At 74.1% G+C, this 16,293-nt stretch carries 12 protein-coding genes and 1 pseudogene; 8 read left to right on the top strand and 5 right to left on the bottom strand.

All coding sequences use genetic code 11. From position 1 onward, the window contains the following. Positions 1–65: 65 nt before the first annotated feature. From ABD160_RS26495 to ABD160_RS26480, 5 genes and pseudogenes are all read right to left on the bottom strand, one after another. Positions 66–407, bottom strand: a pseudogene (locus ABD160_RS26495) (acyl-CoA dehydrogenase family protein); the annotation flags it as partial. A gap of 582 nt (positions 408–989) precedes the next feature. Further along, positions 990–1,061, bottom strand: coding sequence for a putative leader peptide (locus ABD160_RS33400; protein ID WP_358488790.1), 72 nt, complete (start codon positions 1,059–1,061; stop codon positions 990–992). Positions 1,062–1,213: 152 nt separating this feature from the next. Then, entirely contained in the window at positions 1,214–2,383 is a 1,170-nt protein-coding gene (sfnG, locus tag ABD160_RS26490) for a dimethylsulfone monooxygenase SfnG (RefSeq protein WP_344027247.1), read from the bottom strand. 217 nt (positions 2,384–2,600) lie between these two features. After that, a complete protein-coding gene (locus tag ABD160_RS26485; protein WP_344027245.1) occupies positions 2,601–4,316 on the bottom strand; it encodes an AMP-binding protein in 1,716 nt (571 codons plus the stop codon). 67 nt (positions 4,317–4,383) lie between these two features. Beyond that, the gene (locus ABD160_RS26480; protein WP_344027243.1) at positions 4,384–5,007 is read right to left on the bottom strand and encodes a TetR/AcrR family transcriptional regulator; all 624 of its coding nucleotides are present in this window, start codon (positions 5,005–5,007) and stop codon (positions 4,384–4,386) included. A 79-nt stretch (positions 5,008–5,086) separates the two neighbouring features. Between ABD160_RS26480 and ABD160_RS26475 the strand changes: the two genes are divergently transcribed. From ABD160_RS26475 to ABD160_RS26440, 8 genes are all read left to right on the top strand, one after another. Continuing rightward, positions 5,087–6,238, top strand: coding sequence for an acyl-CoA dehydrogenase family protein (locus ABD160_RS26475; RefSeq protein ID WP_344027241.1), 1,152 nt, complete (start codon positions 5,087–5,089; stop codon positions 6,236–6,238). After that, positions 6,238–7,809 (top strand): AMP-binding protein, encoded by a 1,572-nt coding sequence (locus ABD160_RS26470; RefSeq protein ID WP_344027239.1) that lies wholly within the window; start codon positions 6,238–6,240, stop codon positions 7,807–7,809. The genes ABD160_RS26475 and ABD160_RS26470 overlap by 1 nt, the downstream gene beginning before the upstream one ends. Further along, positions 7,809–9,407, top strand: coding sequence for an acyl-CoA carboxylase subunit beta (locus ABD160_RS26465; protein ID WP_344027237.1), 1,599 nt, complete (start codon positions 7,809–7,811; stop codon positions 9,405–9,407). The genes ABD160_RS26470 and ABD160_RS26465 overlap by 1 nt, the downstream gene beginning before the upstream one ends. A gap of 8 nt (positions 9,408–9,415) precedes the next feature. After that, positions 9,416–11,377 carry an acetyl/propionyl/methylcrotonyl-CoA carboxylase subunit alpha gene (locus tag ABD160_RS26460; RefSeq protein WP_344027235.1) on the top strand — a complete coding sequence of 654 codons (1,962 nt, stop codon included), beginning with the start codon at positions 9,416–9,418 and terminating at the stop codon, positions 11,375–11,377. A 64-nt stretch (positions 11,378–11,441) separates the two neighbouring features. Continuing rightward, positions 11,442–12,932, top strand: coding sequence for a class I adenylate-forming enzyme family protein (locus ABD160_RS26455; RefSeq protein ID WP_344027233.1), 1,491 nt, complete (start codon positions 11,442–11,444; stop codon positions 12,930–12,932). Further along, positions 12,929–13,687 carry an enoyl-CoA hydratase/isomerase family protein gene (locus ABD160_RS26450; RefSeq protein WP_344027231.1) on the top strand — a complete coding sequence of 253 codons (759 nt, stop codon included), beginning with the start codon at positions 12,929–12,931 and terminating at the stop codon, positions 13,685–13,687. Before ABD160_RS26455 ends, ABD160_RS26450 begins: the two co-directional genes overlap by 4 nt. Further along, positions 13,687–14,484: a TIGR03084 family metal-binding protein gene (locus ABD160_RS26445; RefSeq protein ID WP_344027229.1), complete on the top strand. Its 798-nt coding sequence runs from the start codon at positions 13,687–13,689 to the stop codon at positions 14,482–14,484. The genes ABD160_RS26450 and ABD160_RS26445 overlap by 1 nt, the downstream gene beginning before the upstream one ends. Positions 14,485–14,564: 80 nt before the next feature. Further along, the gene (locus ABD160_RS26440) at positions 14,565–16,238 is read left to right on the top strand and encodes an acyclic terpene utilization AtuA family protein (protein WP_425563666.1); all 1,674 of its coding nucleotides are present in this window, start codon (positions 14,565–14,567) and stop codon (positions 16,236–16,238) included. Positions 16,239–16,293 lie beyond the last annotated feature (55 nt).

The following is a 16,293-nucleotide window of genomic DNA, read 5'->3' as shown; positions in this document are numbered from 1 at the left end:
GCCGCCTACGAGCAGCAGATCACGACACAGACCGAGGTGTCCGGCTGACGGGGGTCACTTCAGCCGACCAGGCGGGCGGCCCAGAACCACAGCAGGTGGTAGCCGAGCAGCTGGCCGATCGAGCCGTCGCCCGCGGCGACCTCGCGGATCACCCGGTAGGCGGCCGGCCACTCCTGGCCGCCGCCGCCGTGCTCGACCGGGCCGAGCAGGGTGACCAGGCCGGACTCCTTGAGCAGCGCGACCTCGTCGTAGGGGGTGGCGCCGGCCCGGTCGCGGGCGGCGGCGTCGCGCTCCAGGATCCGGCGGACCTCGCGGGCCCGCTGCAGCCAGCCGGCCTCGTCGGTGGGCGCCGGTGCGGCCGACCAGTCGATCACATCGGATCCGGGGCGGTTCTCGGTCGTGGTCACGGACATCTCCCTGTCGTGTCGTGAATGCTGGGCAGCAGAATTCGGGCAGCCGGAAGTACCCGTTGTGCACCGGCCACTGCAATGCGGCGAGAAAATGCGTGCGAAACGGGGTGGGACGCGGGCCGGTGACGATTCCGGAGGGGCGTCGGGTGTCGGGTCGCGGGCCGGATGGCGGGCGGGTGAGCGGGGGCGCCGGGGCCGGGTGCATGCCGGGGCCGGGGTTGCGGGTCGGTGCCGGGAGCGAGGGCGACACCGAGGGCGACACCAGGAGCCGGCGGCACACCGAGGTCGGGTGCCGGGCCCCGGACCGGCGCCGAAGCCGGGACCAGCCCTGAGGCCGGGACCAGCCCTGAGGCCGGGACCAGCCCTGAGGCCGGGACCAGCCCTGAAGCCGGGACCAGCCCTGAAGCCGGGACCGGCGCCGCGACCCGGACCAGGGGCCGGGCAGCGGATCAGCCCCGGCCCGGCGGCGGGATCAGCAGGAGCCTGACGGGGGCTGCGGCGACCGGACCGGCAGGACGCCCGGCACCGGGATCAGCGACCGGACCACCAGCCGGGCCACCGCCGCGACCGGCACCGGGTTCACCGACAGATCGACGACGCCACGCGGGACAGATCGACGTGACGCCGACGGGTGAGCTCGGTGAACAGCACGTCCTGAATTCTCACGATATCGCCCCGAAATGTCAACTCCGCATTCCCCGGAATGGGATCCGGCGCACCTGTCCGGTCACCCCGGTGGCGCCCCGGAAATGCGCGAACGGGCCGTCCGTGCGGACGGCCCGTTCGTGGTGCGGACGAGGGGATCAGACCGCCGTCGGCTGCGGCTCGCGGGCCGCCAGCTCGGCCTCCTTCTCCCGGATGATCGGCAGCACCTTCGCGCCGAAGTACTCGACCTCCTCCTGGAAGTGCAGGAAGCCCAGCAGCAGCAGGTTCGCGCCGCGCCGCTTGTACTCGATCGCCCGGTCGGCGATCTGCTCCGGGGTGCCGATGAGCTGCGAGCGGAAGCCGTCGTTGTACTGCACCAGGTCCTCGAACGACGAGTCCGCCCACATCCCGCGCTTGTCGCCGGTGGCGTTCCCGGCCTGCTGCACGGCGTCCCGGAAGCCCTCGACGGCCGGCCGGTTGGCCTTGGCGATGATCTCGCGCAGGGTCTCGCGGGCCTCGGACTCGTCGTCGCGGGCGATCAGGAAGGCGTTCAGGCCGAACCGGACCGGCGCCAGGCGCTCGGCGGTCTTGGCGTGGCCGAGCACCTCCTCGACCTGTTCGGTGAAGCCGTCGTAGTCCTTGCCGTTGGAGAAGTACCAGTCGGAGACGGTGCCGCCGTTGCGGCGGGCGGCCGTCGAGTTGCCGCCCTGGAAGATCTCCGGGTGCGGCCGCCCGGGCACGTCGACCGGCTTGGGCTTCAGGTCGTAGCCGTGCACGCGGTAGAAGTCGCCGGCGAAGTCGGCGCCGCCCTCGCCCGCGGTCCAGATCTCGCGCAGCACCCGGATGAACTCGTTCGCCCGCCGGTAGCGCTCGTCGTGCTCGAGCCACGGCTGGCCGAGCGCGGTGAACTCGGCCTTGAGCCATCCGGACACGACGTTGATCGCGATCCGGCCCTTCGTCAGGTGGTCCGCGGTGGCCACCCACTTCGCGAGGACCGCGGGCTCCCACAGGCCGGGGTGCACGGCGGCGATCACCTTGAGCCGCTCGGTGGCCAGGCCCAGCGCGAGCGAGAACGCGGTGGCCTCGTGCTGGTGGTCGGCGCCGTAGCTGGCCAGGTAGCGGATCTGGGACAGCGCGTACTCGAAGCCGTTGTTCTCGGCGGTCCGCGCGAGCTTCACGTTGTAGTCGTAGCCCCAGTCGGTGCGCTGCTCGATGGTGCTGGTGACGAGCCCACCGGAGACGTTCGGGACCCAGTAGGCGAACTTCAGCGGCTCGGTGAGCTGGGCGTTCAGCGTGGTGTCGAGCGAGTCGACGGTGTTCTCGGACATGGAGGAGATCTCCTGGTGGTCGTCCGCCGTGGGGCGGTCCGGGCGTGCGCGCCCGGGTGAGGAAAGTGAGAAAACGGACCCGGTGACCGGCTGGTCAGCGACAGGCCTGGCTCGTGACGACCAGGTGATCGACGTGACGACGGCGCGTCAGCAGGAAGGCGATCACGCACCCACCGAACCCAGGTGGGGCGCGGTTGTCAACCGTGTGGCGCGAAGCTCACGCCCCGCCTGTGAGGTACAGCTCCGCGTGCTCGGCCCGCAGCCGGTACTTCAGCACCTTCCCGCCCACCGTCTCCGGCAGCGCCCCGGCGACCACCACGGCCTTGGGCGTCTCGAACCCGGCGAGCCGCTCCCGGCAGAACGCGAGCAGCTCCGCCTCGTCGACCACGGCGCCCCCGGCCGGGACGACGACCGCGGTGACCGCCTCGCCCCAGTGCTGGTGTGCCAATCCGATCACCGCGGCCCTGGCCACCGCAGGATGCTGGTGCAGCACCGCCTCCACCCGCATCGACGAGACGTTCTCGCCACCGGACTTCACGATGTCCTTGTAGCGGTCGACCATGATCCGCAGGCCGTCCTCGTCGACCTGCACCGAGTCGCCGGAGTGGAACCAGCCGTCCCGGAACGCCACCCGGGTCGCCTCGGGATCGCGGTAGTACCCGGCGGCCATCACCGGGGAGCGGTAGACGGCCTCGCCGGGCTCGCCGCGCACCGGCCCGCCCGCCGCGTCGACGACGTCGGAGGCGAGCAGCCCGCTCGGGACGCCGACGTAGTTCACCGACGGCGCGGTCGCGGCGTGCGTCGCGGGCCAGCGGCTGGGCCAGAACCGGTGGCAGGCGATCGACTCGGTCTGCCCGAAGATGCCGACCGCGACCATCCCGGGCGCGCAGCGGCGCTCCAGGCGGTCCAGCAGCGACGGCGCCAGCGCACCCCAGCCGTAGACCAGCGCCGTCACCGACGTCGCGTCGAGCGCGGGATCGCGGTCCAGCTCGTCGGCCAGCAGCCCGACCAGCTGCGGCGACCCGGCCCACAGCGCGGTCACCCGGTGCCGGTCGACGACGGCGACGATGCCGGCGGGCACCGGCCGCCTGCCCAGCACGACCGAGCCGCCGGCGAGCAGCGCGGCGTTCGGGAAGATCACGTCGCCGACGTGGTAGATCACCGGCAGGAAGGTGCCGACGACCAGATCGGACTCGTGCCGCAGCCCGCGCGAGAGGGACAGCGCGAAGTTGAGACCGGCGGTCTGGGCGTACTGGTGGGACAGCATCACCGCCTTGGGCAGCGCGGTCGTGCCGGAGGTGAACAGCAGCTCGGCGATGTCGTCGCCGTGCACCGCGACGTCCGGCTCGGTGTCCGGCCGGTCCGCGAGCAGCTCGGTGAACGACGGCGAGCCGGCGACCGGCCCGCCGCCGATCGTGATCGTGGCGCCGACGGCGAGCCCGCACGCCGCGAACGCGGGCTCGGCCCGGGGCCACAGCTCGGCGTCGACCAGCGCGAACCGCGGCTGCACCCGGGTGACGAGCTCGGCGACGACGTCCGGCGCCAGGCCGGGATTGACCGGCGCCGCGACCATCCCGGCCTTCGCGATCCCGATCTTGGCGAGGTACGCCTCGACCGAGTTCTCGCACACCAGCAGCACCCGGTCGCCCGGTTCCAGGCCGGCACCGAGCAGCGCGTGCGCGAACCGGTTCGCCCACCGGTCGCCGTCGCGGGCGGTGACCGCGGCGAACCGGTCGTCGCCGTACGCCCCGGGCTCCCCGGTGAGCACCACCTGGTCCGGGCGGCTCCAGGTGAGCCGCTCCAGGACGTCGCCGGAGCAGGTCCGTTCCCAGCGCTGCACGGCGCGGCGGCCGCGCAGCGTCGTCACGTCGATCGCGCCCGGGTCGGTGCAGCGCTCGGTGCTGCGGTCGGTGCTGCGGTCGGTGCTGCGCATGCCGGTCTCCTTCGTCCGCCGACCGCCGACTATGGCGTGACCGGGACCACTCCGGCAAGCTTTTGAGTTATCTGGAATTCACTTCGACGGGCGGGACGCCGAGGCAGCCGTGGGCCATCTCGGCGAGCCGGTCGCTCATCCGCTCCGGCTCCAGGCCGCTGCGGAAGAACAGCGTCGACTGGATCGCCCCGGTGGCCGCGTGCACGGCGAGCCGGAGCTCGGCGTCGGCCAGGTCGGGCCGCAGCGGGGCGAGCACGTGCACCCAGTCCTCGACGTAGTGCCGCTGCCGCCGCCGCAGCGAGCGGCGCTCGTCCGCGGGCAGGGTGTGCGACTCCCGGTGATAGACCGCGAGCTCGGAGCGGTGCGTGAGCGCCACCGCGATGTGGTCTCTGACCAGCAACGACAGTGCCTCCGCGTCGGAGTCGGCGCGGTCCAGCGCCGCGGCGGCACCGGCTTCGAGGCGGGCCATGCCGCGATCGAGCAGGGCGACCAGGATCGCCTCCTTGGAGGCGAAGTGCCGGTAGATCCCGGAGCCGACGATGCCCGCCTCGGCGCCGATCTCGGTCATCCCGACGGTGTGGAAGCCGCGGCCGGCGGCCAGCCGGGCCGCCGCGGCGAGGATGCGCTCGGCGCGGTCGGGATCCCGGCGGCGGCGAACGGTCCCGTCGGTGTGCTGAGTTCCCGCGACCATCTGGTCAGCATGGCAGCGAACCGCTAACCTCCGCTACGAGTGAACTGAAAATCACTCACCGAGAGTGTGAGGAGTCGGCGTGGACTTCACCGAGACCGACGAGGAGCGCGACCTGCGGGCCGCGGTGGCCGCGATCGCGGCCTCGTTCGGCAGCGAGTACTACCTGCGGTGCGCCCGCGAGGGGCGGCACACCCACGAGCTGTGGTCGGCGATGGGCAAGGCCGGCTTCCTGGGGGTGAACGTCGCCGAGACCTACGGCGGCGGGGGCGGCGGACTGGTCGAGCTGTCCGTCGTCTGCGAGGAGGCCGCCGCCCAGGGCGCCCCGCTGCTGCTCGTCCTGGTGTCGGCCGCCATCTCCGCCGAGGTGATCGGCGAGTTCGGTTCCGACGAGCTGCGCGCCCGCTGGCTGCCCGGGCTGGCCGACGGCTCCACCAAGGTCGTCTTCGCGATCACCGAGCCGGAGGCCGGCTCCAACACCCACCGGATGGCCACCCGCGCCGAGCGCGACGGCGACGACTGGGTGCTGAGCGGCACCAAGCACTACATCTCCGGCACCGACGACGCCGAGGCCGTGCTCGTCGTCGCGCGCACCGGGCGGGACGAGCGGGACCGGGCCCGGCTGAGCCTGTTCGTCGTCCCGGTCGACGCGCCCGGCCTGGTCCGCACCCCGCTCCCGGTCGACCTGATCGCCCCGGACAAGCAGCACGTCCTGCACTTCGACGACGTCCGGGTGCCCGCCGGGAACCTGGTCGGCACCGAGGGTGACGGCTTCCGGCAGGTGTTCCGCGGGCTCAACCCGGAGCGGATCACCGGCGCCGCGCTCGGCGTCGGCGTCGCCCGGTTCGCGCTGGCGAAGGCCGCGGAGTACGCCCGCACCCGGCAGGTGTGGGACGTGCCCATCGGCGCCCACCAGGGCGTCGCGCACCCGCTGGCGAAGGCCCGGATCGAGACCGAGCTGGCGGCGCTGATGACCCGCAAGGCCGCGTGGCGCCACGATCGCGGCCTGCCCGCCGGCGAGGAGTCGAACATGGCCAAGTACGCCGCGGCCGAGGCCGCGGTGCACGCGATCGAGGCCGCCATGCAGACCCACGGCGGGAACGGCCTGGCCAGCGAGTACGGCCTCGTCCCGTACTGGGGGATGGCCCGGTTGATGCAGGTCGCGCCGGTGAACCGGGAGATGATCCTCAACCACGTCGCCCAGCACGGGCTCGGCCTGCCGAGGTCGTACTGATGACCGCCGAGCTCGCCCGCAACCTGATCGGCCGGGTCAACGTCGCCGACGCGCTCACCCGCAGCGCCGCCGCCCGGCCGGACCGGACCGCCGTCGTCGACTCCGGCCGGACGTTCAGCTACGCCGCGTTCGACGCCTGGGTGTCCCGGCTCGCCCGCGGGTTCGCCGCCCGCGGCTACACCCGGGGCGACGCGCTCGCGCTCGCCTCCGGCAACAGCGCCGAGTTCCTCGCCGTCTACTACGCCTGCGCCCGGCTCGGCCTGGTCTGCGTGCCGGTCAACCTCGGCTGGCGCGCCGACGAGGTCGCCTACGTGCTCGGGCACTCGCGGGCCCGCGGGATCGTCGTCGAGGCCCAGCTCCTCGAGGCGCTCGCACCGGCCTGGGAGCGGGTGCCGACACTCACCGACGTGCTCGTCGCCCCCGGCACCGGCGGGCCCGCCGGTACCGGGACGCCGCTCGCCGAGATCGAGACCGACGGCGGCCCGGTCGAGGTGGTCGTCGAGGACCGGGACCCGCTGTCCTACCTCTACACCTCGGGCAAGACGTCGTTCCCGAAGGGCGTCGCGACCTCGCACCTGACGATCACGATGGAGTCGTTCTCGGCCGCGCTGGACTCCGGCTGGGGCCCGGACGACCGCTTCCTCGCGATGATGCCGATGTTTCACACCGCGCAGCTCAACGCGTTCTGCACGCCGGCGATCCTGGTCGGCGCGGCGATCCACGTGGTCCGCGGCTTCGAACCCGGCGCGTTCCTGGACACCGTGCAGCGCGAGCGGATCACCCAGGTCTTCGGGCTGCCGATGATGTACCGGGCGGCGCTGGAGCACGACTCGTTCGCCGGGCGCGACCTGTCCGCGCTGCGCCGCGCGGTCTACGCGATGGCGCCGATGCCGGAGCCGCTGATCCGGGCCTGCCTCGACGGGTTCGGCTGCGACTTCGCGCTGCTGTTCGGGCAGACCGAGATGAGCCCGTGCACCACGCTGTTCCGGCCCGAGCACCAGCTCAGCCACATCGGCGCGGTCGGCACGCCGATCACCGGCGTGCAGGTCGCGATCATGGACGCCGGTGGCGCGCTGCTCGGCCCCGGTGAGCAGGGCGAGATCGTCTACCGCGGGCCGTCCACCATGAACGGCTATCTCGACGATCCCGACGCCACCGCCGAGGCGTTCCGGCACGGCTGGTTCCACTCCGGCGACGTCGGGTGGTTCGGCGCGGACGGCGTGCTCTGGTTCGCCGACCGCTCCAAGGACGTCATCAAGACCGGCGGCGAGAACGTGGCCTCGCTGGAGGTGGAGCGCGCCGTCTACGCCGCGGACCCGGGCGTCGCGGAGGTGGTCGTGGTCGGGCTGCCGCACGAGCGCTGGAGCGAGGCGATCACCGCCGTCGTGGTGCCCGCCGCCGGGGCGGACCTCGACCCGGACGCACTGCTCACCGCGCTGAAGGAGCGGCTCGACGGCTACAAGGTCCCGAAGTCGGTGATCGTCGTCGACGCCCTGCCGCGGACCTCGACCGGCAAGGTCCGCAAGAACGTCGTGCGCGAGTCGCACGCCGACCACTACGGGGGGCGCTGATGGCCGCACTGCGGTCCGCACTGGACACCGGCTCCGAGGAGTACGCCCGCAACCGGGCGGCGCAGCTCGCCGCGATCGACGCGCTCGACGCGGAGCTGGACACGGTCGTCGCCGGCGGCGGCGAGCGGTACCTGGCGCGGCACCGCGAGCGCGGGAAGCTGCCGGTCCGGGAGCGGCTGGAGCTGCTGCTCGATCCGGACTCGCCGTTCCTGGAGCTGTCCGCGCTGGCCGCCTGGGGCACCGGGTTCACCGTCGGGGCCTCGCTGCTCACCGGGATCGGCGTGGTCTCCGGCGTCGAGTGCATGGTGATCGCGCACGACCCGACCGTGCGCGGCGGCGCGATGAACCCGTACTCGCTGCGCAAGTCGCTGCGCGCGCTGGAGATCGCCCGGCTCAACCGGCTGCCGGTGATCAACCTGGTCGAGTCCGGCGGCGCCGACCTGCCCACCCAGGCGGAGCTGTTCGTGCCCGCCGGGCGGATCTTCCACGAGCTGACCGAGCTGTCCTCGCTGGGCATCCCGACGGTCGCGCTGGTGTTCGGCAACTCCACCGCCGGCGGCGCCTACGTGCCCGGCATGTGCGACCACGCGGTGCTCGTCGACAAGGGCGCGAAGGTGTTCCTCGGCGGGCCGCCGCTGGTCAAGATGGCCACCGGCGAGGACGCCGACGACGAGTCGCTGGGCGGCGCCGAGATGCACTCGCGGGTCTCCGGGCTGTCCGACCACTTCGCCGTCGACGAGCCGGACGCGATCCGGATCGGCCGCGCGATCGTCGCCCGGTTCAACTGGCGCAAGCTCGGGCCGGGCCCGTCGTACCCGCCGGCCGACCCGCTGTACGACCCGGAGGAGATCCTCGGCCTGCTCCCGCCGGAGTCGAAGGTGCCCTTCGACCCGCGCGAGGTGCTGGCCCGGGTCGTCGACGGCTCCGAGTTCGACGAGTACAAGGCGCTCTACGGCACGTCGCTGGTCACCGGCTGGGCCAGCGTGCACGGCTACCCGGTCGGGGTGCTCGCGAACCACCGCGGCGTGCTGTTCAGCGAGGAGGCGAAGAAGGCGTCGGAGTTCATCCAGATCGCGAACCAGACCGACGTCCCGCTGCTGTTCCTGCAGAACACCACCGGCTACATGGTCGGCGCCGAGTACGAGCAGGGCGGGATCATCAAGGACGGCGCCAAGATGATCAACGCGGTGACCAACTCGCGGGTGCCGCACCTGACGATCAACATGGCGTCGTCGTTCGGCGCCGGGAACTACGGCATGTCCGGGCGCGCGTTCGATCCGCGGCTGATGTTCGCCTGGCCGTCGGCGAAGCTCGCGGTGATGGGCGCGGCACAGCTGGCCGGGGTGCTGTCGATCGTCGGGCGGGCGTCCGCGGCGTCCCAGGGCAGGCCCTACGACGAGGCCGCCGACGCGGCCCGCACCGCCGCGATCGAGGCGCAGATCGAGGCCGAGTCGCACGCGTTCTACGTGACCGCCCGGCTCTACGACGACGGCGTCGTCGATCCCCGCGACACCCGCACCGTGCTCGGCATGTCGCTGTCCGCGGTGCACAACCAGACGATCGAGGGGCGCCGCGGCTTCGGCGTCTTCCGGATGTGAGCGCGGAGATGATCGGGAAACTGCTGGTCGCCAACCGCGGCGAGATCGCCGCCCGGGTGCAGCGCACCGCGCACCGCCTCGGCATCGCGACGGTCGCCGTGTTCTCCGACGCCGACTCCGGCGCCGGGTACGTGCGCGACGCCGACGAGGCCGTCCGGCTGCCCGGCACCGCCCCGTCGGACACCTACCTGCGCGGTGACCTGGTGATCGCCGCCGCCCGCGCGACCGGCGCCGACGCCGTCCACCCCGGCTACGGGTTCCTGTCCGAGAACGCCGGCTTCGCGCGGGACTGCGCCGCCGCCGGGCTGACGTTCGTCGGCCCCTCGCCGGAGGCGATCGCCGCGATGGGCTCCAAGGTCGAGGCGAAGGCGCTGATGGAGGCCGCCGGGGTGCCGGTGCTGCCCGGCGTCACCGTCACCGGCGACACCGACCTGGCGGACGCCGGCCGCCGGATCGGCTTCCCGCTGCTGGTCAAGGCCGCCTACGGCGGCGGCGGGCGCGGCATGCGGGTGGTGCACGACCCGGCCGCGCTGGCCGGCGCCGTCGACTCGGCCCGGCGCGAGGCGGCCGGCGCGTTCGGCGACGGGCTGGTGTTCCTGGAGCGCTACCTGGTCGATCCGCGGCACGTCGAGGTGCAGATCCTCGGCGACGGCCACGGCACCGTCGTGCACCTGTTCGAGCGCGAGTGCTCGATCCAGCGGCGGCACCAGAAGATCGTCGAGGAGTGCCCGTCGCCCGCGGTCTCCGAGGCGCTGCGCGCCGAGCTGGGCGCGGCCGCCGTCGCGGCCGGCACGGCGATCGGCTACACCGGCGCCGGGACCGTCGAGTTCGTGCTGGCCGGCTCCGAGTTCTTCTTCCTCGAGGTCAACACCCGGCTGCAGGTCGAGCACCCGGTCACCGAGCTGGTCACCGGGCTCGACCTGGTCGAGCAGCAGCTGCGGATCGCCGAGGGCGCCCCGCTCGGGCCCGAGGTGCGCGAGGCGACGATCACCGGGCACGCGATCGAGGCCCGGCTCTACGCCGAGGACGTCACCGCCGACGGCTACCTCCCGGCCACCGGCACCCTGCACCGGTTCGACGTGCCGGGCGAGGTCCGGGTCGACTCCGGCGTTGGCACCGGCTCGGTCGTCTCCCCGCACTACGACCCGATGCTGGCCAAGGTGATCGCGCACGCGCCCACCCGCGCCGCCGCCGCCCGCGCGCTCGCCCGGTCGCTGGCCGGCGCCGCGCTGCACGGCGTCACCACCAACCGGGACCTGCTCGTCGGGATCCTGCGGGAACCCGGGTTCCTGGCCGGCGACACCGACACCGGGTTCCTGGTGCGGCACGACCCGGTCGCGCTCGGCGCGGGCACGCTGTCCGGCGACGGGCGCCGGCACGCCGCCGCGGCGGCGCTGGCCGCGCAGGCCGCGCACCGGCGGGACGCCCGGGTGCTGGGCGGGATGCCGTCCGGCTGGCGCAACGTCGGCGGCGCGTTCCAGCGGATCGGCTACCGGCTGGGGGAGCACACCACGACGGTCGCCTACCGGTTCCGCCGCGACGGCCTGGACCTGCGGGTCGACGACGAGCCGCTGGCCGTGACCCCGGTGTCGGTCACCCCGGACGCGGTGGTCCTGGAGCTCGACGGCGTCCGGCGGACCTACCGGGTGCACCGCGCCGCGGGGGTGTCCTACGTGGACGGCCCGGACGGCTCGGTGGCGCTGCACGAGGAGCCCCGGTTCGCCGACCCGAACGCGGTCGCGCACGCGGGCTCGCTGCTCGCGCCGATGCCGGGCGCGGTGGCCCGGGTGCACGCCGGCGTCGGGGACGAGGTCACCGCGGGCCAGCCGCTGGTGGTGCTGGAGGCGATGAAGATGGAGCACACGATCGTCGCCCCCGCGGACGGCGTGCTGGGCGAGCTGCGGGTCGCGCCCGGCGACCAGGTCGACTCCGGGCAGGTACTGGCCGTCGTCGGGGAGCCCGGATCATGATCCGCGTTCTGCGAGCGCCCGTGCCCGTACCGCGCCGCCACACTCCCGGGACGGGGATCATGGAATGAACATCGCGACCCTGCTGCGCCGCGCCGCGCTCGACCACCCGTCGTCGACGGCGGTGGCGATCGACGACACCGGGACCGGCTACGCCGAACTCGCCGACCGGGCCGCCCGGTTCGCCGGCCACCTGCACGGCCGCGGCACCGCCGCCGGTGACCGGATCGGGTTCTTCCTGCCCAACCATCCCGACTACCTGGCCGGGCTGCTCGGCACCTGGCAGGCGGGCGCGGTCGCGGTCCCGCTGAACGCGCTGTTCCCGGACGCCGCGCTGCGGCACGCGATCACCGACTCCGGCGCCGATCTGCTGGTGCTGCCGGAGTCCGAGGTCGAGCGGGTCCGCGGGCTCGCGCCGGGCGTCGAGCTGCTCACCCTGGGCCCGGCGTTCGACGCGGCGCTCGCCGCGGCGGCACCCGCACCGGGCGTGGTGCCCCGGCTGGACGGCGACGACGCGCTGCTCATGTACACCTCCGGCTCCACCGGCCGGCCCAAGGGCGTCCGGCAGACGCACCGCAACACGCTCGCGCAGGTCGAGGGCGTGATCGACCTCTACCGGCTGACCGCCGACGATCACGTGCTGAACTGCATGCCGCTGTTCCACGTCGGCGGCCTGCAGCTGGCGAGCCTGCCGGTGCTCCTGCGCGGCGGCCGGATCACCTTCATGCCCCGGTGGGACGCCCTGGCCTGGCTGGATCTCGCGCAGCGGCTGCGCCCCACCTACGGCGGCCTGATCTCGACGATGATGATCGACGTCGGGAACCGGACGGTGGACGCGCCGGTCGTGCTGGACTCGTTCCGGATCTGCATGTTCGGCGGCTCCCGCACCCCGACGGCGGCGATCGACCGGCTCCGCGAGGGCACCGGCATCTCCGGCACCGAGATCTACGGCCAGACCGAGCAGAGCGGCCTGGTCGTCTCCTACGCCCCCGGCGAGCCGCGCCGGCCGGGATCGATGGGCCGCCCGCTGGAGCAGGTCGTGCGGACCCGGCTGGTGTCCCCGGCGACCGGTGCGGACGTGACCGGCCCCGGCGAGGTCGGCGAGCTGTGGGTGCGCGGCGACGCCGTGACCCCCGGCTACCGGAACCTGCCGGAGCTGTCCGCGCAGCGCTGGACCGACGGCTGGTTCCGGACCGGCGATCTCATGTCCCGCGACGACGACGGCTACCTGTACTACACCGACCGGATCGACGACATGATCGTCTCCGGCGGGGAGAACGTGTTCCCGCAGATGGTCGAGGAGCACCTGGCCGGGCATCCCGATCTCGCCGAGGTCGCGGTGATCGGCACCGCGCACGAGCGCTGGGTCGAGCAGGTGACCGCCGTCGTCGTGCCGAACCGGCCCGGGATCACCGCCGACGAGATCGCCGCCTGGTGCGCGACCCATCCGGACCTGCGCGGGATCGCCCGGCCGCGGCGGATCGAGGTCGTCGAGGAGCTGCCGCGCACCGGCAGCGGGAAGCTGGACCGGCCGAGCCTGCGGGAGCGGTTCCGGTGAGCGTGCGCTACGAGGTCGCCGACCGGGTCGCCCGGCTGACCATCGACCGTCCGGACGCCCGCAACGCGCTGTCCGCCGAGGTCCGGGAGGGCCTGTGGGCGGGGGTGCGCCGGTTCGTCGACGACGACTCCGCCGCCGTGCTGGTGCTCACCGGCGCCGGGGACCGGGCGTTCTGCGCGGGCGGCGATCTCAAGGAGATGGCCGAGGACCGGCTGACGGTCCCGCCGCCGGACTTCCTGCCGCAGTTCGGGCGCAACATCGAGGTGCCGAAGCCGACGATCGCGGCGGTCAACGGCATCGCCTACGGCGGCGGGTTCCTGCTCGCCCAGCAGTGCGACCTGGTGGTCGCCGCCGAGCACGCCCGGTTCGCCGTCACCGAGGTGAAGGTCGGCCGCGGTTCGCCGTGGGCGGCGCCGCTGTCCTGGCTGGTCCCGCCCCGGGTGGCGATGGAGATCCTGCTGACCGGCGACCCGGTGGACGCGCACCGGGCCCGGGAGATCGGCCTGGTCAACGACGTGGTCCCGGCGGCGCTGCTGCTCGAGCGGGCGCACCGGCTGGCCGCGCGGATCGCGGCGAACGCACCGCTGTCGGTGCGCGCCGCGAAGCGCACCGCGTACCTGTCGGCGTCGCACCCGCGGGACGAGGCGTACGCGCGGGCCGAGGAGATCTGGGCGCCGGTCTACGCCTCGGCGGACGCCCAGGAGGGGCCCGCCGCGTTCCGCGACCGCCGTACCCCGGTCTGGAAGGGAGCCTGATGCCGATCTCGATGGAGGCGCTCGCCGACGATCTCGCCGCCGAGTCCGCGGTGCTGCGCGAGCTGCTCGCGCCACTGCCCGATCCGGACTGGCGCCGGGACACCCCGGCCGCCGGCTGGACGATCGCCGACCAGGTCTCGCACCTCGCACACTTCGACGACGTCGCGGTCCGCTCGGCCGTCGACCCGGACGGGTTCACCGCGGAGCGGGACCGGATCGTCGCCGGCGGCGGCGGGATCGACCCGGACGCGATCGCCGCGTCGTACCGGGAGCTGTCCGGTGCGGCCCTGCTGGCCTGGTTCGACGACGCCCGCGGCCGCCTGCTGGAGGTGTTCCGCGGGCTCGACCCGGGCCTGCGGGTGCCGTGGTTCGGGCCGCCGATGAGCGCGGCGTCCTCGCTGACCGCGCGGATCATGGAGACCTGGGCGCACGGCCAGGACGTCGCCGACGCGCTCGGCGTCGTCCGCGAGCCCACCGGCCGGTTGCGGCACGTGGCGCACATCGGCGTCGGCGCGCGGGCGTTCAGCTTCGCGGTGCACGGCCGCCCGGTCCCCGACGAGCCGGTCCGGGTGGAGCTCACCGGCCCGGCAGGCGAGGTCTGGACCTGGGGCCCGGCCGACGCCACCGACCGGGTCACCGGCCCGGCCCTGGACTTCTGCCTGGCGGTCACCCAGCGCAGGCACCGCGACGACGTCGGGCTCACCGTCACCGGCCCGGCCGCGACCGCGTGGCTGGAGATCGCGCAGGCGTTCGCCGGGGCGCCCGGCACCGGACGGGAGCGGGGAGCGGTCAGGTGAGCAGAGCAGAGGAGCGCAGGCCGGTCCGGATCGGGAACGTCTCCGGGTTCTACGGCGACCGGCTCGACGCCGCCCGGGAGATGATCGAGACCGGCGACGTGGACGTCGTCTGCGGCGACTACCTCGCCGAGCTGACGATGCTGATCCTGGCGAAGGCGCAGGCCCGCGAGGGCGGCGTCGGCTACGCGCGGACGTTCCTGACCCAGGTCGAGCAGATCCTCGCCGGCTGCACCGAGCGCGGCATCCGGATCGTCGCCAACGCCGGCGGGCTCGACCCGGCCGGGCTGGCCGGCGCCGTCCGGGCGGTCGCCGCGGCGCAGGGGATCGCGGTGCGGGTCGCCCACGTCGAGGGCGACGACCTGCGCGGCGACCTGTCCGCGATCGACCCGCCGGTCGGCCGGACGCCGGTCTCGGCGAACGCCTACCTGGGGGCGTGGGGGATCGCCGAGGCGCTCGCCGCGGGCGCCGACGTCGTCGTCACCGGGCGGGTCACCGACGCCTCGCTGGTCGTCGGGCCGGCCGCCTGGTGGCACGGCTGGGCGCCCGACGGCTGGGACGCGCTGGCCGGGGCCGTCGTCGCCGGGCACGTGATCGAGTGCGGCCCGCAGGCGACCGGCGGCAACTACCCGTTCCTGCACGAGATCACCGACCGCCGCCGCCCCGGCTTCCCGATCGCCGAGGTCGCCGCCGACGGCAGCTCGGTGATCACCAAGCCGGACGGCACCGGCGGCCTGGTGTCGGTCGGCACGGTCACCGCGCAGCTGCTCTACGAGATCGGCCCGCCCGCCTATCCCGGCCCGGACGTGACCGCGCACTTCGACACGATCCGGCTGGAACGGGCCGGGGAGCACCGGGTCGCGATCAGCGGGGTGCGCGGCAGCCCGCCGCCGGACACCCTGAAGGTCGCGCTCAACGACGTCGGCGGCTACCGCAACACGATGACGCTGGTGCTGACCGGTCTCGACATCGAGGCCAAGGCGGCCTGGGCCGAGGAGCTGCTGTTCGGGATCCTGGACCGGGACGCCTTCGACGACGTCGACGTGCGGCTGCTGCGCTTCGACCGTCCCGACGCCGGGTCCAATCCGGAGGCGACCGCGCACCTGCGGATCACCGTGAAGGGCGCCGACCGGCGGCTGGTCGGGCGCGGGTTCTCGAACGCGACGATGGAGCTCGCGCTCGGCGGGTACGCCGGGTTCCACACCACCACCCCGCCGACCGACGCGACCGCGTTCGGGATCTACCGGCCGGCGAGGGTGCCCCGCACGGCGGTGACGCACGCCGTCGTGCTGCCCGACGGGACCCGCCGGACGGTCGCCGACCCGCCCACCTCCGGCCCGATACAACCGCAGGTCACGGCGCCGCCCCCGGTAGGTGAGCAGAGCAACGGGGCGGCAGGTGAGCAGAGCAGAGCGGCGACCCGGCGGGTCCCGCTCGGCGCGGTCGCCGGCGCCCGCTCCGGGGACAAGGGCGGCGACGCCAACATCGGGATCTGGGCGCGCGACGACGCCGGGCACGACTGGCTCGCGGCGTTCCTGACCCCGCAGCGGATCCGCGAGCTGCTCGGCCCGGAGGCCGCCGGGCTCGACGTGGAGGTGTTCGATCTGCCGAACCTGCGCGCGGTGAACGTCGTCGTGCACGGCCTGCTCGGGGACGGCGTCGCCTCGTCGACCCGGCCGGACCCGCAGGCGAAGGGACTGGGGGAGTACCTGCGCAGCCGGCTGGTCGACGTCCCGGCGCAGCTGCTGCCGGGCTGATGCGGTGTGTCGCACCCCTGCCGGCCCCGCGCACCTGCTGGAACGGGTGCGGCGT

The sequence above is a fragment of the Pseudonocardia kongjuensis genome (assembly GCF_039526905.1).
Lineage (GTDB): Bacteria > Actinomycetota > Actinomycetes > Mycobacteriales > Pseudonocardiaceae > Pseudonocardia > Pseudonocardia kongjuensis.
Note: the sequence above shows the minus strand (reverse complement) of the source record. Positions and strands in the feature narration are given on the sequence as shown.